Here is a 1422-nt window from a genome sequence, read left to right on the forward strand (position 1 = left end):
CCGATATCTTGGCGTCGCCCATTCCTGTCATCGGTTATGTCGCGCCATCAGGCGGCCATGCGGCAAGTGCCGGCACCTACATCCTCTATGCAACCCATGTGGCGGCAATGGCGCCCGGCACCAATCTGGGTGCGGCAACGCCCGTCGAACTTGGCGGGATGCCGTCCTTGCCCGATGGCGGCGACAATAAAGGCCAAAAGGCTACGGCCGACCCAATGATGGCCAAGGTGACCAATGACGCGGTTGCCCTGATCCGCTCGCTCGCCGAATTGCGCGGGCGCAACGCCGACTGGGGCGAAAAGGCGGTGCGCGAGGCAGCCAGCCTGTCGGCCAGCGCCGCTTTGCAGGAGCATGTCATCGATCTCGTTGCGCGCGACACGGCCGACCTGCTGCAGCAGGCCAACGGCCGCACGGTCGAAGTTGGCGGCAAGAAGGAGGTGCTGGCAACCAAGGACCTGCCGGTCGAGACTCTGGAGCCCGGCTGGCTGATCCGGCTCTTGTCCATCATCACCGATCCGAACGTCGCCGTGATCCTGATGCTGGTCGGCGTCTACGGCCTTGTCTTCGAGCTTGCGAGCCCCGGCATGCTAGCACCTGGCGTCATCGGCACCATGGCATTGCTGCTCGGGCTTTATGCACTCGATCTTCTGCCGATAAACTATGCCGGGCTGGCGCTGATGCTGCTCGGCATCGCATTCCTCGTCATGGAGGCCTTCAATCCCACGGTGGTGCTCGGGCTGGCCGGCGTTGTCGCCTTCCTTTTGGGGGCTGCGATGCTACTCAAGGTCCAGGGGCCCGGCTTCGAGATGTCGTGGGTTCTCATCGGCACTGCGGCCGCATTGACGCTTGGCCTGGCGCTCCTGACCGGCAGCTATGTTTGGGCGGCGCGCCACAGGGCCTCGCGCGTTGGTGCAAAGGCTATGAACGGATTGCCGGCCGAGATCATCGACTGGTCGGGAAACGAAGGCCACGTCTTTGCCCAGGGCGAGCGCTGGCGAGCACGGGCCGATGAGCCGCTGGCAATTGGCGACAGCGCCGAGGTGACCGGGATCAAGGACCTGGTGCTGACGGTCCGGCGGCGAAATGCGCAGAAGCCAAGTGATGGAGAAGGGCAATGATCATCGGCTATATCGCCTATCTGATACTCGCGGTCGTCATCGTCCTGTTTCTCTCCGCCGCCATTCGCATCCTGAGGGAATACGAGCGCGGCGTCGTTTTCACACTCGGCCGCTTCACCGGGATTAAAGGGCCGGGCCTCGTCATCCTCATTCCTTTTGTCCAGCAGATGGTAAGGGTCGACCTCCGCGTGGTGGTGCAGGACGTGCCGCCGCAGGATGTGATTTCGCGCGACAACGTGTCGGTGAAGGTCAATGCGGTGCTCTATTTCCGCATCGTCGATCCCGAACGGGCGATCATCAGGGT

2 protein-coding genes are annotated in these 1422 nt (G+C 63.2%); both read left to right on the forward strand.

The window, feature by feature from the left end:
* Positions 1 to 1118: NfeD family protein (locus AC1DDS_RS25715; RefSeq protein ID WP_477481433.1), on the forward strand; the 1118-nt coding region annotated here is incomplete at its 5' end.
* Positions 1115 to 1422 (forward strand): SPFH domain-containing protein (locus AC1DDS_RS25720; RefSeq protein WP_477481434.1); only part of this gene is annotated, 308 nt, incomplete at its 3' end. The genes AC1DDS_RS25715 and AC1DDS_RS25720, both read left to right, overlap by 4 nt.

The organism is Mycoplana sp. 10N416 (genome assembly GCF_056394765.1).